General features: G+C 46.8%; 25 protein-coding genes, 1 tRNA gene and 2 pseudogenes. 5 read left to right on the top strand and 23 right to left on the bottom strand.

The features are described from left to right. Positions 1-42 precede the first annotated feature (42 nt). From DXE27_RS03510 to DXE27_RS03500, 3 genes are read right to left on the bottom strand one after another with little or no spacing between them, the layout of a single operon-like run. Positions 43-339, bottom strand: a complete 297-nt coding sequence (locus tag DXE27_RS03510; RefSeq protein ID WP_231969637.1) for a c-type cytochrome — start codon at positions 337-339, stop codon at positions 43-45. 18 nt (positions 340-357) lie between these two features. After that, positions 358-1,008 carry a BON domain-containing protein gene (locus DXE27_RS03505; protein ID WP_128112925.1) on the bottom strand — a complete coding sequence of 217 codons (651 nt, stop codon included), beginning with the start codon at positions 1,006-1,008 and terminating at the stop codon, positions 358-360. A 29-nt stretch (positions 1,009-1,037) separates the two neighbouring features. Then, a complete protein-coding gene (locus DXE27_RS03500) occupies positions 1,038-1,640 on the bottom strand; it encodes a phosphoheptose isomerase (protein WP_128112924.1) in 603 nt (200 codons plus the stop codon). 106 nt (positions 1,641-1,746) lie between these two features. Here DXE27_RS03500 and rsmI point away from each other — a divergent pair, with 106 nt between their 5' ends. Continuing rightward, entirely contained in the window at positions 1,747-2,652 is a 906-nt protein-coding gene (gene rsmI, locus DXE27_RS03495; RefSeq protein ID WP_128112923.1) for a 16S rRNA (cytidine(1402)-2'-O)-methyltransferase, read from the top strand. A gap of 42 nt (positions 2,653-2,694) precedes the next feature. Here rsmI and DXE27_RS09585 read toward each other — a convergent pair whose 3' ends face one another. Both DXE27_RS09585 and DXE27_RS09580 read right to left on the bottom strand, forming a co-directional pair. Further along, on the bottom strand, positions 2,695-2,835 hold the full coding sequence (locus tag DXE27_RS09585; RefSeq protein ID WP_231969636.1) for a hypothetical protein: 141 nt from the start codon (positions 2,833-2,835) through the stop codon (positions 2,695-2,697). A 107-nt stretch (positions 2,836-2,942) separates the two neighbouring features. After that, positions 2,943-3,179 (bottom strand): hypothetical protein, encoded by a 237-nt coding sequence (locus tag DXE27_RS09580; RefSeq protein ID WP_231969635.1) that lies wholly within the window; start codon positions 3,177-3,179, stop codon positions 2,943-2,945. Between the two features lie 108 nt (positions 3,180-3,287). On the opposite strand from DXE27_RS09580, the gene DXE27_RS03485 reads away from it, so the two are divergent. The 3 genes from DXE27_RS03485 to DXE27_RS03475 all read left to right on the top strand — a co-directional run bounded on the left by DXE27_RS03485 (position 3,288) and on the right by DXE27_RS03475 (position 4,824). Further along, positions 3,288-3,363 (top strand) — tRNA-Arg (locus DXE27_RS03485). A gap of 80 nt (positions 3,364-3,443) precedes the next feature. Beyond that, entirely contained in the window at positions 3,444-4,595 is a 1,152-nt protein-coding gene (locus tag DXE27_RS03480; protein WP_231969786.1) for a fatty acid desaturase, read from the top strand. A 43-nt stretch (positions 4,596-4,638) separates the two neighbouring features. Beyond that, positions 4,639-4,824 (top strand): hypothetical protein, encoded by a 186-nt coding sequence (locus DXE27_RS03475; protein ID WP_041396810.1) that lies wholly within the window; start codon positions 4,639-4,641, stop codon positions 4,822-4,824. A gap of 20 nt (positions 4,825-4,844) precedes the next feature. Here DXE27_RS03475 and DXE27_RS03470 read toward each other — a convergent pair. Further along, positions 4,845-5,493, bottom strand: a pseudogene (locus tag DXE27_RS03470) (MBL fold metallo-hydrolase). Positions 5,494-5,574: 81 nt separating this feature from the next. On the opposite strand from DXE27_RS03470, the gene gcvH reads away from it, so the two are divergent. Continuing rightward, a complete protein-coding gene (gene gcvH, locus DXE27_RS03465) occupies positions 5,575-5,970 on the top strand; it encodes a glycine cleavage system protein GcvH (RefSeq protein ID WP_128112921.1) in 396 nt (131 codons plus the stop codon). Positions 5,971-5,973: 3 nt separating this feature from the next. On the opposite strand, the gene priA is transcribed toward gcvH, so the two are convergent. The 17 genes and pseudogenes from priA to DXE27_RS03380 all read right to left on the bottom strand — a co-directional run bounded on the left by priA (position 5,974) and on the right by DXE27_RS03380 (position 22,905). Then, positions 5,974-8,100, bottom strand: a complete 2,127-nt coding sequence (priA, locus tag DXE27_RS03460) for a replication restart helicase PriA (RefSeq protein WP_128112920.1) — start codon at positions 8,098-8,100, stop codon at positions 5,974-5,976. 266 nt (positions 8,101-8,366) lie between these two features. After that, positions 8,367-9,485: a uroporphyrinogen decarboxylase gene (hemE, locus tag DXE27_RS03455; RefSeq protein ID WP_128112919.1), complete on the bottom strand. Its 1,119-nt coding sequence runs from the start codon at positions 9,483-9,485 to the stop codon at positions 8,367-8,369. 9 nt (positions 9,486-9,494) lie between these two features. Beyond that, complete coding sequence (locus DXE27_RS03450) at positions 9,495-9,911, bottom strand: F0F1 ATP synthase subunit epsilon (protein WP_128112918.1); 417 nt, start codon at positions 9,909-9,911, stop codon at positions 9,495-9,497. A gap of 21 nt (positions 9,912-9,932) precedes the next feature. Further along, positions 9,933-11,333, bottom strand: a complete 1,401-nt coding sequence (atpD, locus tag DXE27_RS03445) for a F0F1 ATP synthase subunit beta (RefSeq protein ID WP_071467468.1) — start codon at positions 11,331-11,333, stop codon at positions 9,933-9,935. Positions 11,334-11,388: 55 nt separating this feature from the next. Then, on the bottom strand, positions 11,389-12,258 hold the full coding sequence (atpG, locus tag DXE27_RS03440; protein WP_128112917.1) for a F0F1 ATP synthase subunit gamma: 870 nt from the start codon (positions 12,256-12,258) through the stop codon (positions 11,389-11,391). A gap of 17 nt (positions 12,259-12,275) precedes the next feature. Next, positions 12,276-13,817, bottom strand: coding sequence for a F0F1 ATP synthase subunit alpha (atpA, locus tag DXE27_RS03435; RefSeq protein WP_128112916.1), 1,542 nt, complete (start codon positions 13,815-13,817; stop codon positions 12,276-12,278). A 45-nt stretch (positions 13,818-13,862) separates the two neighbouring features. After that, on the bottom strand, positions 13,863-14,399 hold the full coding sequence (locus DXE27_RS03430; protein ID WP_128112915.1) for a F0F1 ATP synthase subunit delta: 537 nt from the start codon (positions 14,397-14,399) through the stop codon (positions 13,863-13,865). Position 14,400: 1 nt separating this feature from the next. Then, positions 14,401-14,871: a F0F1 ATP synthase subunit B gene (locus DXE27_RS03425; RefSeq protein ID WP_128112914.1), complete on the bottom strand. Its 471-nt coding sequence runs from the start codon at positions 14,869-14,871 to the stop codon at positions 14,401-14,403. A 63-nt stretch (positions 14,872-14,934) separates the two neighbouring features. After that, positions 14,935-15,201, bottom strand: coding sequence for a F0F1 ATP synthase subunit C (gene atpE / locus DXE27_RS03420; protein WP_011901869.1), 267 nt, complete (start codon positions 15,199-15,201; stop codon positions 14,935-14,937). A 45-nt stretch (positions 15,202-15,246) separates the two neighbouring features. Further along, entirely contained in the window at positions 15,247-16,122 is an 876-nt protein-coding gene (gene atpB, locus DXE27_RS03415; protein ID WP_128112913.1) for a F0F1 ATP synthase subunit A, read from the bottom strand. Positions 16,123-16,162: 40 nt separating this feature from the next. Next, positions 16,163-16,654 (bottom strand): ATP synthase subunit I, encoded by a 492-nt coding sequence (locus tag DXE27_RS03410; RefSeq protein ID WP_128112912.1) that lies wholly within the window; start codon positions 16,652-16,654, stop codon positions 16,163-16,165. A 69-nt stretch (positions 16,655-16,723) separates the two neighbouring features. Then, a complete protein-coding gene (locus DXE27_RS03405; protein ID WP_128112911.1) occupies positions 16,724-17,614 on the bottom strand; it encodes a ParB/RepB/Spo0J family partition protein in 891 nt (296 codons plus the stop codon). 20 nt (positions 17,615-17,634) lie between these two features. Then, positions 17,635-18,405 (bottom strand): ParA family protein, encoded by a 771-nt coding sequence (locus tag DXE27_RS03400; RefSeq protein ID WP_128112910.1) that lies wholly within the window; start codon positions 18,403-18,405, stop codon positions 17,635-17,637. A gap of 14 nt (positions 18,406-18,419) precedes the next feature. Beyond that, positions 18,420-19,091, bottom strand: a complete 672-nt coding sequence (gene rsmG / locus DXE27_RS03395) for a 16S rRNA (guanine(527)-N(7))-methyltransferase RsmG (protein WP_128112909.1) — start codon at positions 19,089-19,091, stop codon at positions 18,420-18,422. Beyond that, positions 19,084-21,006: a tRNA uridine-5-carboxymethylaminomethyl(34) synthesis enzyme MnmG gene (gene mnmG, locus DXE27_RS03390; protein WP_128112908.1), complete on the bottom strand. Its 1,923-nt coding sequence runs from the start codon at positions 21,004-21,006 to the stop codon at positions 19,084-19,086. Before mnmG ends, rsmG begins: the two co-directional genes overlap by 8 nt. Positions 21,007-21,112: 106 nt before the next feature. After that, a pseudogene (locus DXE27_RS03385) lies at positions 21,113-21,852 on the bottom strand (sulfite exporter TauE/SafE family protein). Positions 21,853-21,975: 123 nt separating this feature from the next. Continuing rightward, a complete protein-coding gene (locus DXE27_RS03380) occupies positions 21,976-22,905 on the bottom strand; it encodes a branched-chain amino acid ABC transporter permease (protein ID WP_128112907.1) in 930 nt (309 codons plus the stop codon).

The following is a 22,905-nucleotide window of genomic DNA, read 5'->3' as shown; positions in this document are numbered from 1 at the left end:
CACGCAATATCCAACGCGCCAACAAAGATAAATCTGCATCACTTAATTTGCTATTTGCGGGCATTGTGGTACAACACCCCATGAACCTGCGCCCCCTCTGGCGATTTTGTTTTTCAAAAAACTTTGTGCGTCAGATTGATTCTTATATTTCTCCGCAACAGATTGGAAGCTAGGTCCAACGATTTTTTTGTTGGTTGCATGACAACCTAAACAAGCGCTTTGTTTTGCGAGTGCATAGGCCTTGCTATCACCTTCATCAGCATGAGCTAGCGTGATGCCAAAAAAGAAAATGGCGACTACAAAAATACTTCTTGCATGTCGCCACAAACTAATCATCATCAGATTTTCTAAAAAACTTTACTGAAATTTTGGCGGGGAGCTTGGCTGCGATTCATCTGCCTTGCCTTGCTTTTCAAGACGATTTTTTTCTGCCTCAGAAATGAGGTCAAAGTATGCATAAACATCTTTTACGCCATTGGTGTTGCTCGCAATTTTCTTCGCCATATCAACTTCGCCTTGCGTCAAGATGCCCATCAAATAAACGCTGGTTCCCTCTGCAACAACCGCCATTGAGTTAGACGGTAATTTTTCTGTGAATAGCATTTGCGTTTTAATCTTTGATTCTAGATAAGACTCATTGGCGCGTGATGTATAGCTGCTGTTAGGCCCAACAATTAATTCATTAAATACAGAGCGCGCATTCTTCATCGACTTCACGTATGCGTCAGCCTCTCCTTTAATGCCGGCATCTTTCACCTCGCCCGTCAGTAAAACTTTTTGATTAAATGAGGTGACATTGATATGTGCGTCATCGCCAAAGCGTTTTGCTAAAGCATTCTCAGCCTCAAGCTCGATACCTTTATCAATAGCTTGCACAGCTGGGGTGCGACGATCGGTCGCAACAGAAGCGGTTGCAGCAACGCCGCCAACGGCCAGCACTCCACATGCAGTGACCTGCGAAGCAATAGCTACAGCAACAATTAACTTAATGAATGAAGAAATTTGCATTAGATGTTTTTTAAGTGGGTTACAGGGAATTAATCTAGCAAGATGTGATCAACGCCGTCACAAAGAGCGTGAAGTAAAACTAAATGCGTTTCTTGAATGCGTGCAGTACGTGTTGATGGGGCGCACAAATGAACGTCATCCTTATCCAACAGTTGCGCAATCTTGCCGCCGCCATTGCCAGTCAACGCAATGATTTTGATGCCCATTTTTTTAGCTGCTTCAATTGCTCTAATAACGTTCTTTGAATTACCTGAGGTGGAGATTCCCAGGAGAATATCGCCTTTTTTTCCAAGGCCACGAACTTGCTTACTAAATACTTCGTCATAGCTGTAATCATTTCCAACGGCAGTCAAAATCGAGCTGTCTGTTGTTAATGCAATAGCGGCCAGTTCTTGGCGCTCTCTTTCAAATCGCCCAATAAGTTCTGCTGCAAAGTGCTGTGCATCGGCAGCTGAGCCCCCGTTTCCGCAAGCCATCACCTTGCCGCCTGCACGCAAACAATCCACCATTGCAAGCACTCCCTGCGCCACCAATTCTGGAAGAATTTTTTCAGCCTCTTGCTTGACGGCAATGCTATCTAAAAAATGCTGGGAAGCGCGCTGGCGCAATCGTTCAGTAGTATTTTTTTCCATAACAATATTATGCGCCAAACCAGGCATGGCCTGTAGTGAGTCCGGCCTTCTGCAAAAGCAACGTATTCTCTTGCTTATTCACTAATCTTGCATAGACAATACCCCCATGGAAATAGGCTCATTAGATTTTTTAAAGCAGCAAGATTTGCCGGCTGGAGCCCTATACATGGTGGCCACGCCGATTGGCAACCTGGGTGACATAACGCTTCGCGCCCTTCATGTTCTTGATGCCGTAGATGGTATAGCCTGCGAAGACACGCGCCACAGCGTTGCGCTGTTACAGCAATTTGGCCTGCATAAAAAATGTATGGCTCTACACGAACACAACGAGCTAGAAGGTGCTCAGGCGGTCATACAAAGACTTGCCAATAATGAGCGCTGGGCATACGTTTCCGATGCAGGTACCCCTGGCGTCTCAGACCCAGGAGCTCGCCTCGTTAATGAAGTACAAAAAGCAGGCTTTAGAGTTATTCCGATTCCCGGGGCAAGCGCCGTATCGTGCGCGATTTCCGCGTCAGGATCTGTAATGTTAGATTCCGATGGACGCTTTCAATTTTTAGGCTTTTGGCCGAACAAAAGCAAAGAGCGCGACGCCATCCTTCAAGACATTTCTAGCAGCAAAAAAACGAGCGTCTTTTTTGAATCCCCTCATCACATTCGCGACACTCTACTATCGCTGGGCTCAACGTTAGAGCCTAAGCGATCAGTATTGGTGTGTCGTGAGTTAACCAAAAAATTTGAGCAATTAGTTTCACTGCAAGCATCTGAAATTGCCGCTTGGCTAGATAATGCAGAAAGCCTTAAAGGTGAATTCGTGATTGTTGTTGCTGGCCGCCCAGTCAGCAGTGACGAGGCTCCCGAACATACCTCACTTCTATTGTGGGCAAATGCCTTAAGCCCTTTTCTTGGCAGCAAAGAAATTGCTACGGTTCTTTCGCAAACATTAGGGCTACCCAAAAAAGAAGCGTATCAAATTGCCTTAGATGCAAAAGACGCCGACAACAAGAAATAAAAAAGCTGGCATGTAGCCAGCTTTTTAGTGCGTTACTTTTTTTTATTTAGCTGCAGCAGGGGCCTTAGGTTCAGGCAGTTTTCCACCTGCGCCATTTGCCATATAAACCACTGCACGTCCTAACTCATAGTCGCTCACATCGGCAGGGCTTGCGCCCTTTCCTTTGAGTACGGATGTTGGCAATCCATCGTAGCCTTTGCCTAAGCGTGAAGCCCATGCACCTGTATCACCAAATTTCGGAGCGCCTGCTGCGCCCTGCGCCTGAAGCGTGGCATGAAGAACAAACTGCCTTATAAACTTGCTCGCCAGTTTGCAACTCTTTTGGTGCGCTCGCTAGCATCTTTGAAATTTAACTGGGCTACCGGCTTAATCAATTGTTCGGTCGTGGTTGTCGAATCGCCACGCTTGCCATTGTTCACAAACACCATCAACAGCAAAATAATGATGAGTGGCACAAAGAAGCTTGCAAACACCATGATGATGAGTTGTTTTGGGGACTTAATTAGATTTCCGTGCTCTTCGCTCATAGGACTTTTACCGTTAGACGGGTTTTAGGGTTGGTTTGCCGTGATTATAACTAGAGAGTAGGGTTATAGGCACTTACAATAATAGTGAGGTAGCCAGATTTTCTACTGGCGCCCGTAGCTCAGTGGATAGAGTATTGGCCTCCGAAGCCAAGGGTCGCAGGTTCGATTCCTGCCGGGCGCGCCAAAACAGAGGGCAGAGGGGGTTTTTGACTTACATCATGCACAAAATCATTAAAACCGCTATCATTTGCACCTAACTTATTGATTCTTATCGTGTCTACACATCTAAATTCAGCCCTTTCAGAGCCATCTCTGACAAATCCTTTGCCACCTGAGGCGCCGTTGCCGCACCGGAAAATTATCCGAAGCTGGCTTATTCCTATGGCGCAAGGCGAAACTGGCCGCGCAATCATGCTCCTAGTCATTGATGCCTTTTTATGGCTTGGCTGCATTGCCGGAGCAGTATTTGTCGAAAACATCCTGCTGAAAATCATCTTCGGTTTAATTGCTGGTTTCGTTACTGGCCGCATCTTTATTTTGGGTCATGATGCATGCCATCAAAGCTACACGCCTAATCGTGAACTCAATAAAGTTTTGGGTCGTATTGCGTTCTTGCCATCACTTACACCATATAGCTTGTGGGATGTTGGTCACAATGTGGTTCATCATGGTCAAACCAATCTGAAGGGTTTTGATTTCGTTTGGGCACCATTATCAAAATCTGAATACGACGCGCTCCCCGCATGGCGTAAGGCTCTAGAGCACTTATATCGTAGCGGCTGGGGCCCTGTTTTCTACTACCTCATTGAAATTTGGTGGAGACGCGAGTACTTCCCAAATGCCAAAAACAAACCCGGTGATCGTCCAATTTTCTTAAAAGACAATTTGTTGGTTACTGCATTTGCGATTGTTTGGATTGGCTGCTTAATTGCTGGAGCTATTGCAACTGGTCAATCTATTTGGATTGGGCTACTCACAGGCTTTGCTGTTCCTTTCTTGTTTTGGAACGGCATGATTGGCTTCGTAGTCTACGTTCATCACACCCATCCAAAAGTTTCTTGGTACGACAAGAAATCTGAATGGTTGCGCGCCCAGCCATTTGTATCTACAACGGTTCACCTGACTTTTAACTGGATTTGGGGCAAATTGATGCACCACATCATGGAGCACACCGCCCATCATGTGGACATGAGCGTGCCACTTTATCGCCTGCCAGAGGCTCAACAGACCCTGGAAACCATCCTTCCAGAGCGTATTTTTGTGCAAAAGTTCTCTTGGGGCTGGTATTTCGATACTGCTCGCAAGTGCAAGCTTTATGACTTCGAAAACAAGGCTTGGCTCGATTTTGATGGCAATAAGACGGCTGATTCAGTCCGAGTTGTGCTGAGCCCAGCTCCAGCGGGACAAAACGGGTAAAATAGATCTTCTGTATAAGATTTGCCTTACCCGCGGATTGCCCATGACTACCTCGACTCCAGCAGCTACCCAAGAAACCTCTCAGAGCCTGAAATTTTGCTCTTCTTGCAGTCGCGAAAAACGACTTGAGGGTGGCACATGGATTCCGACAAGCAATCGCAAACAGCGTTGGATCTGCGCCAGCTGTTTATACAACCGTACTCATCGTACCGGTTCAGCAAAAACCTAATTTCAAGGCAGTAAAAAATTTTAAGCACCATCCCCGACATAGGGGTTGGTCTTTCGTTCTTGGCCAAACGTCGACATCGGCCCATGTCCAGGAACAAATTGCACGTCATCGCCTAAGGGCCATAACTTTGTTTTAATCGCGTTGATTAAGTCCGCATGATTGCCGCGCGGAAAATCCGTTCTACCAATCGAGCCAGCGAACAACACATCGCCAACAATCGCAAGTCGATCCTCTTTGTCAAAAAATACAACGTGTCCAGGGGTATGCCCAGGGCAATGAAACACCTCAAGATCTACATTGCCTACTTGAACTGAACGTGATCTCCATTATTTAACCAACGATCAGGCTCAAAAACTTTGGCATGACCAAAACCAAAGCGCACTGTTTGCTCAGGCAATTGATCAATCCAGAAACGCTCATCTTCCTGAGGCCCCTCAATAGGCACGCCTAGCTGATCAGCTAAATCTTTAGCAGCTGCGCAATGATCCAGGTGACCATGTGTCAGTAAGATTTTTTAACCTTGCCACCCATCTGCTGAACGCCTGCAAGAATCTTTTCAATGTCTCCTCCTGGGTCCACCACAGCAGCATCCCCGGTCTCTTGGCAAACCAAGATAGAGCAGTTTTGCTCATAAGGCGTAACAGGGACAATTCCTAATTTAATCGGCATATATATCCAAAAGATAAATTCATAATTAGATGATTAATCATTTTATGAGAGTGCGCATAAAATGAAACCAAAGGACGAACAATGAATACTCAAGATACTTTTAAATTTGCTGAAACCCATGAATGGGCCGACCTTGAAGGTGATGGTCTGGTGTGGGTTGGTATTAGCAACCATGCGCAAGAAGCTCTTGGCGATGTCATGTTTTTCCAGACACCAAAGCTTGGCCAGCAAGTAAAGCAGGGTGAAGCAATAGCCGTCATCGAATCGGTAAAAGCAGCCAGCGATATTCATGCGCCTGTGAGCGGAGAAATTATTGCGCTCAATGAAGAGGTGGATGCCTCTCCTGAGATTGTGAATGAGAAGCCTTATGGTGTATGGCTATTCAAAATCAAACCTAGCTCTGAAGAAAATCTTGCTGCTGAATTAAATCAACTCCTAGACCTAGAAAGCTATCAGTCGGGCCCCGGCGGCGCATAACAATTAGATTGAAATAGGGTCGCGCTCAATGAGCCAACGAATGCGGCCCTCTTTGCTAATACGCCCTTGAGATTGATCGCGCAAATAATGATCTATCGCCTCTAAAAGTTCCTGCAAATCCTTACGATCGTCCGACTCAACCAATAGTTGAGCGCGCTCTGTGCCTGCGACTCGCATTACCGGCTTGGGAACCGGGTCGTAGACTCTAAGCCCTTTATTTATATGGCCTTGAGACTTAACATGCCCCTTCAGGGCACTCAAAAACTGAATTGCTTTATCCAGATTTTTTGCTTCGGCATGAATGAGGGCTTGATAGGCAAACGGCGGCAACCCGGCCTCTTTTCTTTCATTTGCTGTAAATGATAGAAACCCATCTACATCGTGGCGTAGTAAAAACTGAAAAACAGCCGCCTCTGGAAATTGGGTTTCGGTATAAATGGCGCCGCCCATTTCACCGTCCTTATTTGAACGTCCAGCACGCCCTGCAACTTGAACTAGTTGCGCAAATAATCTTTCTGCAGCCCTAAAGTCTTGTGAGAACAGTCTACTATCCGCATCTAAAACAGCAACCAAGCCAATGTTTTGATAGTCATGGCCCTTGGCAATCATCTGGGTTCCAACCACGATATCGACGTTACCCTCGTGTATCTCCTGAAACAATTCTTCAGCACCTTTGCTTTTTCTGCTGGAGTCTGTGTCGACTCTTAGCACCCTTGCGCCAGGCCACATTTCCTCTATAGAGTCTTCAATCTTTTGAGTGCCTTGCCCCAAGGTTTTCATATCTGCATTTCCACAATCAGGGCAATGATTTGGAATGGCCTTTACCAAACCACAGTGATGGCAGCTCAATACCGACTTCCGACCCAGTGCGCCAGCCTTATGGAGCACCATATATGAGGTGCATTGCTCGCACTTTGAAAGCCACGAACATGCGCTACAACTGAGGACAGGAGCATAGCCACGTCGGTTAATGAGGATCAAGCTTTGTTCTTTGGAGGCAAGACTCTTGCTGACCGCATTGGCCAGCGTTTTAGTAATCAAACTTTTTGATTGGGGCTTCTCGCTATCACCTGGGCTAAATTGCGTTTGTGGATCACGCGTATTAATCAAATGTACTTTGGGCAAACTTGCGCCCTGTGCGCGTTGATCCAGGCAGATATATTCATAGCGGCCTGCCTTTGCTGCCATCCAAGTTTCAAGCGATGGAGTTGCTGAAGCAAGCAAGATTGGTATTTTTAAATCATGCGCCCGCCAAATCGCCATATCACGTGCAGAGTAGCGAATGCCATCTTGCTGTTTATAGGAGGGGTCATTTTCCTCATCAACAACAATCGCGCGCAGCTTTGGCAAGGGCGTTAATGCTGCCAGGCGTGTTCCCAAAATAATTTGAGCGGCGCCAGTCATCGCATCATGCCAGGCGATACCTCTCACTTTTTCACTCACTCCGCTGTGAAGCACCACCATTTTTTTATCTGGAAAATAGGCTCGGACTCTGCGCTCTAATTGCGGTGTTAGATTAATTTCAGGGACTAAGAGCAGCACTTGCACACTAGCGTCCTCCAAAATTCCACTGAGCCAATTTAAAAATACTGCCGTCTTTCCACTGCCAGTTTGCCCTTGCAGAAGTATGGCTTTAAATGCATCTGAAGGGCATGTGCGAAGTTTTTCAAGGGCAAGCTTTTGCCCTTCGTTTAAATGGCCTTCATCAATGAATCCTTCGCTTGATCCCTGCAGGCTCTTATTCTTTTTCTTTTCTGCATCAGTTGCCAATTTCTTGGGAATCTTTTCCCAGTCGTCTGGCTTTTTCCACATCGCCGGGATAGTGGGGATGATAGTTTCCCCAAGGGCATGAATGTAGTACTGGCTAGCAAAATTCATTAGTCTTAAAACTGCCTGATCCAATGGGGGAAGGGGGGCAACCCGAGTAACGCTCTTGAGCTTTTCCATCTCATATTCAGAGTGAGCACTTACTTTTATTACCATACCAACAAGATAGCTGCGCCCAAATGGAACCTCCACTATTGCTCCAAGCTCTGGCTGAGCTCCGAGCGCATCTTGGTCCCACAGGTAGTCAAAGCCCTGCGCAAGGGGCTTATCGACGACGACCTGAACAACAATTGGAGGGGGCATGTTTTACTTCAAATTTCTATTTTTGCTTGTGGATAAGTCTGTGGATATCATCCAAGGATTCTGATTTATAAGCTAATTTATCAGCTTTCTTTTTTTGCACCCTTTTAAAGATTTTTAGTTAATTTATATATTAATCAATAACTTACAGTGATATTCGAAAGTGAATTTTCACCTTTAATCGCAATCTCACTGAATTTCGAATTTTGTCACTAACTGTGCATAACTTTCGCTAAAAATTCCAGCGGCAAGTTAGCAATCACTCAGTATTAAGACTTGGTCCTGATAGCCCTTGACCTGGAAATCACTGCCTCAGCAAGGGCCGTGACGCTTTCTGGCGGGGTGAACCGAGAAATGCCGTGACCCAAGTTAAAGACGTGGCCGTCTAAAGGATGCAAACCGGTTTTAAGGGCTGGAGCGCTCGCTAAATCTTCCAGCAGAAGGTTTGCTTGCTCAGCGATTTGTTTTGGCCCTGCAAACAGAATAAGCGGGTCTAAGTTGCCCTGTAATGCCAAAGGCTTGTTCAAGGCGAGCAATTGTTTTCTTGCGCGACTCAGCGACATAGTCCAGTCCAAAGCAATCACATCAGCACCAACTTGCGCCATATCACTCAACCAAATTGCACCGCCTTTGGTAAACATGATCACCGGAATTTTTCGTCCTTCATGCTCACGTGGCAACAAAGCAATCACTTTTTGCATCGAAGCTAAAGACATCTTTTGATACCAACCATCCGGAAGCATTCCGCCCCAGGTATCAAAAATCATCAATGCTTGCGCACCTGCTTTTACTTGTTCAATTAAATAATCAGCAACAGATTGTGTATTGATATCCAAGATATGCTGCATCAAGTCGGGGCGACTAAACATCATGGTTTTGGCATGACGGAAATCATCCGCACTGGAACCATCCACCATATAGCAAGCCAACGTCCATGGACTTCCAGAGAAGCCAATTAAAGGAACGCGCTGCTTGCCATCCCGAATAAGTGCCTTACGAATTTCCGAAACCGCATCAAAAACATATTTGAGCTGATCCATATCAGCCACACGCAATTTCTTAACTGCTTCCTCTGTGCGAAGGGGATGATCAAAGCTTGGGCCTTCGCCGGCAGTAAATTTGAGCCCCAATCCCATTGCATCAGGAATAGTCAAAATATCGGAGAACAAAATTGCTGCATCCAGTGGATAGCGATCCAAAGGCTGAAGGGTTACTTCAGTGGCGTAAGCGGGTGTTTTTGCTAGGCCTAAAAAGCTTTCAGCTCTAGCACGAGTAGCGTTGTATTCGGGGAGATATCGGCCGGCTTGGCGCATGAGCCAAAGCGGTGTTTGATCAACCGCTTCGCCCAGGCAGGCCTTTAAAAACCGATCATTTAACAACAAGGAGATGACCCGCTATTACTTTTTACGACGGAAACGAGCAATTGCAGCCAACTGTGCGGCTGCCATTGCAAACTCAGATTGGGCCAAAGCCAAATCAAAGTCTGTGCCACGATTCTGCATGGCTTCTTCAGCGCGCTTCTTAGCTTCAGTTGCTTTTGCTTTATCGAGATCATGGCCGCGGATAGCGGTATCCGCTAATACAGTAACGTGATCTGGCTGAACCTCTAAATAGCCACCTGCTACGAAAACAAACTCTTCGTCACCATCAGCTTTTTCAATGCGAACTGAGCCTGGACGAATACGTGTAATCAAAGGAGTGTGGCCGCGCAAAATGCCGAGCTCACCACTTTCGCCAGGAAGCGCAACAAACTTGGCTTCCCCGCTGAAAATAGACTGCTCAGCACTTACTACATCGACGCGTATGGTTGACATAATTTCCCTAGATGAGTTCGATTAAAGCTTCTTGGCTTTCTCGATGGCTTCATCAATTGAACCCACCATGTAGAACGCTTGCTCAGGCAAGTGATCCAATTCGCCGCTGCAGATCATTTTGAAACCACGGATGGTTTCTTTCAATGGAACGTATTTGCCTGGTGAACCAGTAAACACTTCAGCAACGTGGAAAGGCTGGGACAAGAAACGTTGAATCTTACGAGCGCGTGACACAGCCAATTTGTCTTCTGGTGACAATTCGTCCATACCCAAAATCGCAATAATGTCGCGCAATTCTTTGTAGCGCTGCAATGTCATCTGTACATCACGAGCTACTTCATAGTGCTCTTGACCAACCACTTGTGGGTCGAGCTGACGGCTGGTTGAATCCAATGGATCAACCGCTGGGTAAATACCCAATGCAGCGATATCACGTGACAACACAACTGTGGAGTCTAAGTGCAAGAAGGTTGTAGCTGGTGACGGATCGGTCAAGTCATCCGCAGGAACGTAAACGGCCTGAATAGAAGTAACAGAACCTGTCTTAGTAGAAGTAATACGCTCTTGCAATTTACCCATCTCTTCAGCCAACGTAGGTTGGTAACCCACGGCAGAAGGCATACGACCGAGCAACGCAGAAACTTCAGTACCGGCCAATGTGTAACGGTAGATGTTGTCAACGAAGAACAAAATGTCACGGCCTTCGTCACGGAACGCTTCAGCCATTGTCAAACCAGTCAACGCAACGCGCAAACGGTTGCCAGGAGGCTCGTTCATCTGACCAAACACCATCGCCACTTTGTCGATAACGTTAGATTCTTTCATCTCGTGGTAGAAGTCATTACCTTCACGAGTACGCTCACCAACACCGGCAAACACAGATAAACCTGAGTGTTGCTTAGCAATGTTGTTAATCAATTCCATCATGTTCACGGTCTTACCAACACCCGCACCACCGAACAAGCCAACCTTACCGCCTTTAGCGAATGGGCAAACTAAGTCAATAACCTTAATACCGGTTTCGAGCAAGTCAACAGAAGGAGAGAGCTCATCAAACTTAGGTGCTGGCTGGTGAATAGCGCGACGCTCTTCAGTAGCAATCGGACCTGCGTCGTCAATTGGGCGACCCAAAACGTCCATGATGCGACCCAAAGTTGCTGGGCCAACAGGCACAGAAATTGGCTTGCCAGTAGATTTCACTTCCATGCCACGACGCAAGCCATCGCTCGCACCCATAGCAATCGCGCGAACTACGCCATCACCGATTTGTTGCTGAACTTCAAAGGTCAAACCTTTTTCAGCAAATGATTTTTCGCCGCTATCAACTAATGTCAATGCATCATAAATGTTTGGCATTTTGTCGCGTGGGAACTGAATGTCCACCACTGGACCGATACACTGCACGATATTTCCGTTACTCATCGCATTTCTCCGCTTTTAATTCCTGAATTCTTTCGTATTCCTAAACGCTGACCGCTTAAACAGCAGCCGCTCCGCCAACAATCTCTGACAACTCTTTAGTAATAGCAGCCTGTCGTGTCTTGTTGTAATCCAATTGCAATTCGCCAATTACGTTCTTCGCGTTATCTGAAGCGGCCTTCATAGAGACCATACGTGCAGACTGCTCAGAAGCCATGTTTTCAGCTACAGTCTGATAAATCATTGCTTCAACGTAACGCTTAAGCAGGCCATTCAAAATGGACTCTGCATCAGGTTCGTAGATGTAATCCCAAGAATTGCCTGTTTTCTCTTGCGGGGTTAAAGCTTCTGCCTCTAAAGGCAAGAGCTTTTCCAAAACAGGCTCTTGTTTCATTGCATTTACAAAGCGGGTGTATGCCAAATAAACAGCATCAATCTCGCCACGCTCAAACGCTTCTAATTGACTAACAATCGCGCCAATCAAAACATCCATATGCGGTGTATCACCAATTTGGATTGTTTGAGAAATGAGGTTTGCTTTTGAGCGATTCAAAAACTGCAGGCCTTTTGAACCAATCGCTGTGTAAGCGATCTCAATATTTTTTTCTTGCAAATCGCGCACTTGGTTAGCAATCAAACGCAAGACGTTGGTATTTAAACCGCCGCACAAGCCTTTGTCTGTTGTAACCAAAATCGTGCCAACTTTCTTCACTTCACGAGTTGCCATGTAAGCAGGGCGGAACTCAGGATTTGCTTTTGAAAGGTTAGCAACAATCTCACGAATTTTTTCAGCGTATGGACGCGCATTACGCATGCGCTCTTGGGCGCGACGCATCTTAGATGCGGCGACCATTTCCATTGCCTTCGTGATCTTGCGCGTGTTTTGCACGCTCTTGATCTTAGATCGTATCTCTTTTGTGCTTGCCATGATTTATGCGAGCCCTCTTAGAAAGAGGCAGAACGCTTGTAATCCTCAATAGCAGCGCGCAAAGCAGCTTCGTCATCTTTGCTCAAGTCTTTGGTTTCTTCGATACGCGCAACTAAGTCAGCGTACTTAGATTTCAAATGATCTTGCAAACCTTTTTCGAAGGCCAATACGTTCTTCACTTCGAGGTCATCGAAGTAGCCGTTATTCACAGCGTACAGTGAGGCAGCCATTTCCCAAACTTGGAGTGGCTTGTATTGAGCTTGCTTACATAATTCAGTAACGCGACGGCCACGCTCGAGCTGCTTGCGGGTTGCTTCGTCAAGGTCAGATGCGAACTGAGCAAACGCTGCCAATTCACGATATTGCGCTAAGTCGGTACGGATACCACCAGACAATTTCTTAATAACTTTAGTTTGTGCAGCACCACCAACGCGGGATACAGAAATACCGGCGTTAATCGCAGGACGTACGCCAGCGTTAAACAAGTCAGCTTCCAAGAAGATCTGGCCGTCAGTAATCGAAATCACGTTGGTTGGAACGAATGCAGAAACGTCACCAGCTTGAGTTTCAATAATTGGCAATGCGGTCAAAGAACCAGTTTTGCCTTTTGCTGCGCCGTTGGTGAACTTCTCAACATACTCAGCATTTACACGAGCAGCGCGCTCGAGCAAGCGTGAGTGGAGGTAGAACACGTCGCCAGGATAAGCTTCGCGGCCTGGTGGGCGGCGGAGCAACAAGGAGATTTGACGATAAGCAACTGCTTGCTTGGTCAAGTCATCATAAACAATCAAAGCGTCTTCGCCGCGATCACGGAAGTATTCGCCCATTGTGCAACCTGCGTATGCAGAGAGGTACTGCATAGCTGCAGACTCAGAAGCACTCGCCGCAACAACAACGGTGTACTCCATCGCGCCCAATTCTGTGAGCTTGCGAACAACGTTAGCAATAGTAGAAGCTTTTTGACCGATCGCCACGTAAACGCAATAAACGCCTTTACCTTTTTGGTTAATGATCGCGTCAACCGCAACAGCTGTCTTACCTGTTTGGCGGTCGCCAATGATCAACTCACGCTGACCACGGCCAATTGGAACCATCGCATCAATCGCCTTCAAACCAGTTTGAACTGGCTGGCTAACAGATTGACGTGCGATAACGCCAGGAGCTACTTTTTCAATAAAGTCAGTTAACTTGGTGTTGATTGGGCCTTTGCCATCAATCGGTTGACCGAGTGCGTTTACAACGCGACCGAGCAACTCTGGACCAACTGGAGCTTCCAAAATGCGGCCAGTACATTTAACTGGGTCGCCTTCTTTAACGTGGGTGTATTCACCCAACACTACGGCACCAACAGAATCACGCTCAAGGTTTAACGCGAGGCCGATAGTGTTGTTAGGAAACTCCAACATTTCGCCCTGCATAACGCCTGACAAGCCATGTACGCGGCAAATACCGTCGGTCACTGAAATAACAGTGCCTTCGTTGCGAACTTGGGAGTCAACGCCCAATTCGCTAATTCGGCTTTTGATCAGCTCGCTGATCTCGGAAGGGTTGAGTTGCATTACTTACTCCTGGGTCTTATTTCGTATGTTCTTAATAGGGATCACTTATGCGCCAAGACTTGCTTGCATTTGAGCTAACTGGGCCTTAACTGAACTATCCATCACTTCATCGCCAACTTGAATGCGAACTCCGCCAATCAATGTTGGATCAACTTGAATAGTTGGGCGCAATTCTTTACCCCCAAAGCGCTTCTTCAAACTTGACAACAAATCATTTAACGCAGAACCCTCTAGAGGGAATGCGCTAGTAATATTTACTTCTGCTGCACCTTCGCTCTTGTTCTTCATTGCCTCAAATTGATGTGCAATTTCAGGAACAGCTGCTAGGCGGTGGTTTTGATTCACAAGATTTAAAAAGCTAGCGACCTTAGGATCAAGCTTGGTTTTAACCATGCCGGTAAGTAGCTTGCTTAAATCATCAGCGGATACTTTTGGATTGTTTGATAAAGCAGCAACTTCTGGCAAAGCAGCAAGCTGTGCCAGTTCGTTTAATTGCTCCAAACATCCAGCAAGCTCAGCTGACTTGGCGTTTTGAAAAAGCGCTTCCGCATAAGGACGTGCAATAGTGGCTAAATCAGCCATATCAAAGTTCTGCCTTTAGTTGGTCAAGCAATTGGCCGTGCGCTTTTGCATCAACTTCACGACGCAAAATTTGCTCGGCTCCTTTAACAGCAAGCAGGGCAACTTCTGCGCGCAATACTTCACGTGCGCGAGTAACTTGTTGGGCTGCATCTTGCTGCGCTTGGGAAATGATTCGAGCGGCTTCAGCTTGTGCGTTAGCGCGAATTTCTTCGGCTGACATTTGTGCACGTTTTTCAGCTTCGGCAACGCGTTGAACACCTTCTTGGCGTGCTTTAGTTAATTCTTGCTCAGCTTCATTGCTGGCTAGTGCGAGAGCTTCTTTACCACGCTCGGCAGCAGCTAAACCATCAGCAATTTTGCTTGAACGCTCATCTAACGCCTTTACTAGCGGTGGCCACACAAAGCGTGCAACAACCCACCATAAGACGAAGAAAACGATCATTTGCGCGAATAGGGTCGCGTTCAGATTCACGATATTCCTTTCAGTATTGTTGAGAACAGTTGGATGACCCGTTGGTCATCCACGCCAAAACAATTACTTAATAACTGCGAGCAGTGGGTTTGCGAAAGCAAACAACATTGCAACACCAACGCCGATCAAGAACGCAGCGTCGATCAAACCAGCCAAAAGGAACATCTTAGTTTGGAGTGGCTCCATCAATTCTGGTTGACGTGCACAAGCTTCGATGTATTTACCACCCATCAATGCGATACCCAAACATGCACCGATCGCGCCGAGGCCGATGATGATGCCGATACAGATAGCTGTTGAACCTTGAATAGTTGCTAAAAATGCTTGCATGTTGCTGACTCCTGAAGTTAAAAGAGGTAAGTTAAAAATAAAATCTTAGTGATGGCTATGTGCCTGCCCGATGTAAACCAAAGTCAACATCATGAAAATAAAGGCCTGCAACAAAATAACCAAAATGTGGAAGATGGCCCAAGCTGATCCAGCAATAACGTGGCCCACCAATCCGAACAGGGATAAATCTAAATTAAATGTCCATACGCTACCGAGTAGAGCGATCAATAAGAAGACCAATTCGCCGGCGTACATATTGCCGAAAAGTCGCATTCCTAAAGAAACGCCTTTCGCCAAATATTCAATGATGTTCAATGCAAGATTGAAGGGGGCCAAATACCACTTCGCACCGAATGGGGCAGAAATAAGTTCGTGCAAGAAGCCGCCAACACCTTTTACTTTGAAGCTATAGAAGAACACCAATACCAAAACTGAAAGTGACATGCCCATGGTGGCATTCAAATCGGTTGTAGGAACCAATCTGTGGTGAGGAACGTGCACACCAAAGCTTTCGATGAAATGATTCACGCCCAAAACCCAATCCACTGGAATTAAGTCAAGCGTATTTAAGAGGATGATCCAAAAGAACACGAAGAGTGCGAGCGGTGCAATGAAAGTGCGATTGCCATGAACAATGCTCTTTGCTTGTGTATCCACCATTTCCACGATCATTTCCACTAAGCATTGGAAACGGCCAGGAACACCAGGCGTTGCGCGACGCGCTGCAATTAACAAAATAAATACTGCTAAGAAGCCCATTAAAGAGGCCCAAAAAATAGTATCTAAATTAATTACGCTGAAATCAACAATGGATGCCTGAGGTCCACCAGTATTGGTGAGGTTTTGTAAATGCTCAGAAATGTACGCCGTTGGCGTCATCTGCTCTGCTGCCCCGTGGGCTTGGTTTACTTCGCTAGACATCTCTTAACTAGTCCTTTGTTTCAATCTCAATTGTCACTACTTAGCGCCAAATCCACGCCAGCCACACGCACTTCAAGGCAAGCAGGTAAGTCACCAAAAGGGGGGGCCAAAGCACGCCAGGGATGTAATAAGCAACCCCTATAAACAACATCAGCGTCACGGCGATTTTGATAAATTCACCCGAAACTAATGCTACTAAAAATCTTCCTGGATTTAATCTTTGCGATTTTTTTGCCAACTCCAACCTTGTTAAAAACAACGTTGTAGGCAAGACGCTAATTAAACCACCTAAAAAGGCCGACTGAGTATAATGGCTTACCCCTACCAGCTCCCCAAAAATTGACCAAACCACCATGCTGATAGCTGTAATTAGCACTTGGGCCAAAATAATTTTCCAAGGCGAAAGGGCGCGATATTTTGTTGCATTACTTTGCTGCAGCGCAACAATCTCTTCTTTACTGTAGACCCGAATAACTTCTTCTTCGGGCTCATCCCATTCTATATCGGAAAAGTGATTTTTTTGAGGAATCAATTTAGCCCCGAAAGTTTAATGTGTGCACTGCAATATGTCAAAGGATTTGGGGACATTTTTTAACCTAATTTATGACTCAATACCCAACTTTTTTAATAAGGAATCAAGCTCATCAAACTGGCTAAAGCGAATTCTGAGCTCTCCACTCTTGCCTTTAAGCTTAAATTCAGTGCTTAGGCCAATCAAATCTGCAATTTCTTGGGTTAAACGCTGCATATCTGGGTCTGCACTCTGCGCTGTGGTGCCGGGTTTACTATTTGCCTTTTTGTCCCCAATTTGCCCACCAGCAATTACCAATGCAGCCGTCATTCGCTCTGCCTCACGAACAGAAAGGCCCTGGGCAGAGATTCTTTGGGCCAAAGCCACCTGGCTAGAACCCGGAAGGGGTAGAAGTGCTCGGGCGTGGCCCATATCGATATCGCCAGCTAGCAGCATGGCCTGTACAGGCTTTGCGAGCTGCGCTAGGCGCAATAAATTGGTAATGGCGCTGCGTGATTTGCCTACCGCCTTGGCGGCTTGCTCATGTGTAAAGCCAAACTCCTCGATCAGTCTTGCCAAACCTTGCGATTCTTCAAGAGGATTTAAGTCCTCGCGTTGCATGTTTTCAACCAAAGCCATTGCAGCGGCAGCTTGATCATCTGCACCAGACACTAAAACCGGAACCTCTTTTAAGCCAGCGATAGTGGCCGCACGAAAACGTCTTTCGCCCGCAATAATTTCGTACTTGCCTGGCGCCACCAAACGTACTAACAGCGGTTGCATTACGCCCTGTTCACGAATGCTTTCTGCTAACTCTTGCAAAGCGCCCGCTTCCATTTTTTGACGCGGCTGATATTTGCCCGCTTGCAACGCCGTTAGCGGCAAACGATTGATATCGGTGGACGGACTTGCTGCTTGAGTCTTTTCTCCAAGCAGGGCTTCAAGACCTCTACCCAAACCTTTTCTCTTAATAGCAACCATGATCTTTTTCTTTCTACAAATTACATGTGTTTGATGCGCTCAACCATTTCAGCACCAAACTCTAAATAGGCTTTTGCACCGCGCGATGACTTATCAAAAGCGACGCCAGGAAGCCCATAGGACGGAGCTTCGGCAAGGCGGACATTACGCGGAATAATGGACTTGAAAACTTTGTCGCCAAAGTGTTCAAGCAGTTGATCGGAGACTTGTTGTTGCAATGTCATGCGCGCATCAAACATCACGCGCAATAAACCAATAATGACTAAATCCGGATTCAAGTTTGCATGTACTTGTTTGATGGTGTTTACTAAATCAGACAATCCTTCCAGCGCGAAGTATTCGCATTGCATTGGAACAATTGCACCATTTGCTGCACACAATCCATTGAGCGTTAGTAGAGATAAAGCAGGCGGGCAATCAATCAAAATAAAATCGTAATCATTTGCCACTTGCGCAAGCGCATCTTTCAGGCGCACTTCGCGCGAATCTAAATCTACCAATTCAATTTCAGCACCAGCCAAATCACGATTGGCTGGCAATACGTCATAGCCAGAACTTTCGCAACGCTGTGCACATTCCTTAACAGACGCCATGCCAATCAAGACTTGATAGACGCTGGTATTTAGGTCTGCCTTTTCTACCCCTGAACCCATGGTTGCGTTGCCCTGGGGATCCAAGTCCACCAACAAGACGCGCTGCTGAAGACCAGCCAAACCCGCCGCCAAGTTAACGGCTGTGGTGGTCTTACCAACACCGCCTTTTTGATTTGCAATACAGAAGATTTTTGCCATGGCTACTTTTTGTTTTACTTTAAGGGGGAGGGGGATTTTCTCACGGGGGCTAACACCAAAAGGCGTCGCTCTACCGCTAAATTAGGAATATGAAGAGGTTCATCGGCCACCAAACGCCAATCATCCATGCAAACATCCTGCATTTCTTCATCGGCACGCTTTGCCTTCATGGCAAATACCAGTCCGTCTGGCTTTAAAAAAGGCAACGAGAGTTCTAGAAAGCGCGCAAGATTAGTAAATGCGCGAGAAATCACCGCATCAAATTGACCGGGTTGCTGCAGTGCAACATCTTCAACTCGCTCGCTTAGTACTTCGATATTTTTTAGCTTCAACTTTCCACGTACATGCTGCAAAAACGCTGTCTTCTTGCGAATCGCCTCTATCAGGGAAAGCCGCCACTCGGGCTGCACAATGGCAATAGGAATCGCTGGCAGGCCGCCACCTGAACCCAGGTCAGCTATCTTGGGCGATGCGCCCAATAGAAACCGTCTAAGAACAGGTAAAACTGCAATAGAATCAATGAGATGCAATCGCACAGAATCCTTTTCACCCTCAATGGCTGTTAGGTTATGCACCTGGTTCCAACGGCCCATTTCTTGCAAAAATAGCTCTAAATCAGCGATATTGGCCGCGCTCAAATCCAGGCCGATCTCCTGTATTCCAAGCTCGAGCAAACCCTCACTCATGAGTTTCTTGGGTACGGCCCAAACCTTTTTTAAGGTGCACTAAAAGCAGCGAAAGCGCTGCGGGCGTTACCCCAGAAATACGACCTGCCTGACCCAACGTTTCAGGCTTATGGAGATTGAGCTTTTGCTGAACCTCTTTAGAAAGCCCAACCACCTGCGCATAATCAAGCGATTCTGGCAGTGGAAACGTCTCATTGTGTTCTTGGCGAGCGATTTCTGTGGCCTGGCGCTCAATGTAGCCCTGGTACTTCACTGAAATTTCCACTTGATCGCTAATTTGAGCCGCCAAACCCAGATCCTCATCCAAAGTCTCCGGCGCCCACATTCCGCCGCCAAGCGCAGTAATTGATTCATAAGTAACGCCTGGGCGCCTTAAAAGCTCCGCCAAACTGCACTCATGGGAAAGATCTTGGCCCAATAATTGGGATACAAAAGGGGCTGCCTCACTTTTAGGGCCCACCCAAATGCTTTGCAAACGAGATGTTTCACGTGAAACAGCCTCCTGCTTTCTGCAAAAGACTTCCCAACGATAGTCATCTACAAGTCCCGACTCTCGCCCAATGGTAGATAAACGCATATCTGCGTTGTCCTCACGCAAACTCAAACGGTATTCCGCGCGGCTTGTAAACATTCGATAGGGCTCTTGAACTCCACGGGTAATCAAATCATCCACTAAAACACCGATGTAGGACTCGCTTCGCTTTGGCAACCAAGGCTCCTTGCCTTTGGCGGCTAAGCCAGCATTGATTCCCGCTAGCATTCCCTGCGCTGCAGCCTCTTCATATCCCGTAGTGCCATTAATTTGACCAGCAAAGTAAAGGCCTCCAATAACTCTAGTCTCTAGACTATGGCGTAATTGGCGCGGATCAAAGAAGTCATACTCAATGGCATAACCAGGGCGCACGATAACCGCAGACTCCATGCCGCGAATGCTACGGACTAAGTCCCACTGCACATCAAAGGGCAGGCTGGTCGATATCCCGTTAGGGTAAAACTCGTTCGTCGTTAAGCCCTCGGGCTCCAAAAAGATCTGGTGACTATTTCTAGAGGCAAAGCGATGAATTTTGTCTTCAATGGAAGGGCAGTAGCGAGGGCCAACACCCTCAATAACGCCGGTATACATTGGCGAACGATCCAAACCACCGCGAATAATGTCGTGGGTTTTCTCGTTGGTATGTGAAATCCAGCAAGGCACCTGCTTGGGATGCTGCTCAGGACGGCCCAAATAAGAAAAGACCGGAACTGGATCGAGATCACCAGGCTGCTCAAGCATGACGGAGAAGTCGATCGTCCGACCATCAATCCGGGGCGGAGTACCAGTCTTGAGTCTTCCTTGTGGAAGCTTCAATTCTTTTAGTCTTGCAGATAAAGAGGCTGCCGCGGGATCGCCAGCGCGACCACCAGCATAATTATTTAAACCAACGTGGATCTTGCCATCCAAAAAGGTGCCGGCCGTCAAAACCACTTTTTTGGCCATAAACTCCAGGCCCATTTGAGTAACTACACCCTGAACCTCGTCGCCCTTAACCAACAGATCATCTGCCGCCGCCTGAAACAGGCTTAAATTGGGTTGATTTTCTAGGCGACGGCGAATTGCTGCCTTATATAAAACCCGGTCGCCCTGAGCACGAGTAGCACGAACAGCAGGGCCCTTACTGGAGTTCAGAATACGAAATTGAATGCCCGCCTCATCTGTAGCGGCGGCCATGGCGCCACCCATAGCGTCAATCTCTTTAACTAAGTGCCCCTTACCGATCCCGCCAATGGAGGGATTGCAGCTCATCGCACCCAGGTTTTCAATGCTATGGGTAATTAATAGGGTGTCGCAACCCATGCGCGCCGATGCCAGGGCGGCCTCGGTCCCAGCGTGACCGCCACCAACCACTATGACATCGAAACTTTTGGAATAACGCATGATTTGCCTCTGATAGGGCGATGATCATAGCATTTTGTTTGTTTCACGTGAAACAAAAGATTACAAAATCCTAGAAAAATAAAGGTAAGTTTTCTAAGTATTTGATTTAATTGAGAAAATAGGCATTCCAGGCAGACTTCAGAATCAGCACACTCACAATCACAAGAAAAGCTTTTCTGACAAACGTGCAGCCATGCTGAATTGCTAAACGACCTCCAAACTGACTGCCCGCAATATTGGCAATCATCATGGCAAAACCCAGAGTCCAATTAATTTGTCCAAGACTGGCCAGCATCAAGATTGCAGCTAAGTTGGTTGCAACATTCACTAATTTTGTAGCGGCCGATGCGTGCAAAAAATCAAAGCCAAAAAAAACGCACAAATCCAAACAATAAAAAGCTTCCGGTGCCTGGGCCAAAAAAGCCATCGTAAAAACCAATTATCAAACCAAGCGCAATCCCTTTAAGTTGTTGAAGTCTCCCAAGACTCTTGGGTGCATGGGCCTGACCGAGGTTAGGCTGGAACCATGTATAAATTAACAAGAACAACAATAAAAATGGGAGCGCTTTGCGCAAAGGCTCCGCGGGAAAATTGCTCACCGCATTAGCACCTAAGAGTGAACCAACAAAACCCGCAACAATTGCAGGCCCAACAACAGCCCAAGGCAAAGAAACATGACGCAAATATCTGCGCGCAGCATTTAAGGTTCCACCAACAGCAGATACTTTATTGGTTGAAAGCAAGGTCGCAGGGGGCACGTCAGGATAAGCCGCAAACAAGGCGGGCACCTGTATGAGGCCCTCCGCCACCAGCCACGGCGTCAACTAGAGCGGCAAAAAAAGCCATCGCTAACAGCAATGGCCAGATATAAATTGAGAATTCGATGAGTGTCTCTTTTAATTAAATGAGTGTGGCGCAATTAAAAATTGGCGCCACACTAAAACCAAATAATAAAAGGAAAACAAAAACTCAGTTTTTGTTTTTGAAGTGCGCAGCGATTTCACCAACAACGCCACGACGAAATGCTAAAACGCAAATTACAAAAATAAAGCCCGTTGCGATCGTGCTCCACGAGCCAATGTTTGCCAAGTAGTTCTGCAAGCCGACAACAATGCCAGCGCCAACCACCGGACCAAGAATGGTTCCCATGCCGCCAAGTAATGTCATCAACACCACTTCGCCAGACATATGCCAATGCACATCGGTTAATGTTGCCAATTGGAATACCAACGACTTCATTGATCCAGCCAAACCAGCGAGGGCGGCTGAGATTACAAAAGACATCAACTTGAATCGATCAACGTCGTAACCCAAAGAAATGGCACGAGGCTCGTTTTCACGAATCGCCTTAAGTACCTGACCAAACGGGGAGTGGGCCGCGCGCATGATGAGAGCGAAACCAAACAAGAAAACGGCCAAAACGAAGTAATACATCGCAACGTCGTCTTTTAAATCAATCAAACCAAACAACATTCCACGAGGAACGCCCTGAATTCCATCCTCACCACCAGTAAATGGCAGCTGAACCGCTAGGAAGTAAATCATTTGCGATAGAGCCAAGGTCACCATCGCAAAATAGATGCCCTGTCTGCGAATAGCCAAAGAACCAATCAAAAAACCAAGGGTGCCAGAGCCAAAGACGCCCAAGATGATTCCCAACTCAGGGGAAAGGCCGGCTTCTTTGCAGAAATAGGCGGTAATGTAAGCGGCGGTTCCGAAAAATGCCGCATGCCCAAAAGACAATAGTCCTGTGAAGCCAAGCAACAAATTAAAAGCACAAGCAAAGAGAGCGAAACACAATACCTTCATTGCGAAGACGAGGTAAATGAAGTCTTGGAAAGGCAGCAATAGGGCAATCAACACTAAGATGCCGTACAACATTTTTGTTTTTGGATTCAT

Origin of the sequence: Polynucleobacter necessarius, assembly GCF_900096755.1 — a bacterium.
GTDB lineage: Bacteria > Pseudomonadota > Gammaproteobacteria > Burkholderiales > Burkholderiaceae > Polynucleobacter > Polynucleobacter necessarius_K.
Note: the sequence above shows the minus strand (reverse complement) of the source record. Positions and strands in the feature narration are given on the sequence as shown.

Coding starts and splice junctions, on each gene's coding strand:
- DXE27_RS03380 (WP_128112907.1), bottom strand. CDS start 22,905: ATGAATCCAAAAACAAAAATGTTGTACGGCATCTTAGTGTTGATTGCC.
- DXE27_RS03500 (WP_128112924.1), bottom strand. CDS start 1,640: ATGGAAAAAAATACTACTGAACGATTGCGCCAGCGCGCTTCCCAGCAT.
- rsmI (WP_128112923.1), top strand. CDS start 1,747: ATGGAAATAGGCTCATTAGATTTTTTAAAGCAGCAAGATTTGCCGGCT.
- atpG (WP_128112917.1), bottom strand. CDS start 12,258: ATGGCAAGCACAAAAGAGATACGATCTAAGATCAAGAGCGTGCAAAAC.
- atpE (WP_011901869.1), bottom strand. CDS start 15,201: ATGCAAGCATTTTTAGCAACTATTCAAGGTTCAACAGCTATCTGTATC.
- DXE27_RS03400 (WP_128112910.1), bottom strand. CDS start 18,405: ATGGCAAAAATCTTCTGTATTGCAAATCAAAAAGGCGGTGTTGGTAAG.
- DXE27_RS03475 (WP_041396810.1), top strand. CDS start 4,639: ATGACTACCTCGACTCCAGCAGCTACCCAAGAAACCTCTCAGAGCCTG.
- atpB (WP_128112913.1), bottom strand. CDS start 16,122: ATGTCTAGCGAAGTAAACCAAGCCCACGGGGCAGCAGAGCAGATGACG.
- DXE27_RS03505 (WP_128112925.1), bottom strand. CDS start 1,008: ATGCAAATTTCTTCATTCATTAAGTTAATTGTTGCTGTAGCTATTGCT.
- mnmG (WP_128112908.1), bottom strand. CDS start 21,006: ATGCGTTATTCCAAAAGTTTCGATGTCATAGTGGTTGGTGGCGGTCAC.
- rsmG (WP_128112909.1), bottom strand. CDS start 19,091: ATGAGTGAGGGTTTGCTCGAGCTTGGAATACAGGAGATCGGCCTGGAT.
- DXE27_RS09580 (WP_231969635.1), bottom strand. CDS start 3,179: ATGAGCGAAGAGCACGGAAATCTAATTAAGTCCCCAAAACAACTCATC.
- atpD (WP_071467468.1), bottom strand. CDS start 11,333: ATGAGTAACGGAAATATCGTGCAGTGTATCGGTCCAGTGGTGGACATT.
- DXE27_RS03405 (WP_128112911.1), bottom strand. CDS start 17,614: ATGGTTGCTATTAAGAGAAAAGGTTTGGGTAGAGGTCTTGAAGCCCTG.
- DXE27_RS03450 (WP_128112918.1), bottom strand. CDS start 9,911: ATGTCAACCATACGCGTCGATGTAGTAAGTGCTGAGCAGTCTATTTTC.
- atpA (WP_128112916.1), bottom strand. CDS start 13,817: ATGCAACTCAACCCTTCCGAGATCAGCGAGCTGATCAAAAGCCGAATT.
- DXE27_RS03510 (WP_231969637.1), bottom strand. CDS start 339: ATGATGATTAGTTTGTGGCGACATGCAAGAAGTATTTTTGTAGTCGCC.
- DXE27_RS03430 (WP_128112915.1), bottom strand. CDS start 14,399: ATGGCTGATTTAGCCACTATTGCACGTCCTTATGCGGAAGCGCTTTTT.
- gcvH (WP_128112921.1), top strand. CDS start 5,575: ATGAATACTCAAGATACTTTTAAATTTGCTGAAACCCATGAATGGGCC.
- priA (WP_128112920.1), bottom strand. CDS start 8,100: ATGCCCCCTCCAATTGTTGTTCAGGTCGTCGTCGATAAGCCCCTTGCG.